The organism is Butyricimonas sp. DFI.6.44, from assembly GCF_022132345.1.
GTDB lineage: Bacteria > Bacteroidota > Bacteroidia > Bacteroidales > Marinifilaceae > Butyricimonas > Butyricimonas muris.
Map to the genome: position 1 here is coordinate 1 of NZ_JAKNJD010000040.1, position 260 is coordinate 260.

Annotated in this window: 1 pseudogene; it reads left to right on the forward strand. The window is 40.8% G+C overall.

Features of this window, described 5'->3' with window-relative positions:
• A pseudogene (locus L0M98_RS22550) lies at positions 1–260 on the forward strand (AAA family ATPase); the annotation flags it as partial.

Genomic DNA, 260 nt, shown 5'->3' on the forward strand with positions numbered 1-260 from the left:
TAATCCGATTCCATTGATTTACCAAAGCGGATACTTGACAATAAAAGAGTTTGATACAGAGTTCAAGAATTACCTGCTTGCTTTCCCGAATGAAGAAGTTAAGTATGGTTTCATTAATTTTCTCGTACCTTTTTACACCTCCATTCCGGACGAAGAAAAGGGTTTCTATATCGGTAAATTCGTACAAGAGTTACGTACCGGCAATGTCGATGCCTTCATGACCCGCTTACGTGCATTCTTCGCGGACTTCCCTTACGAGT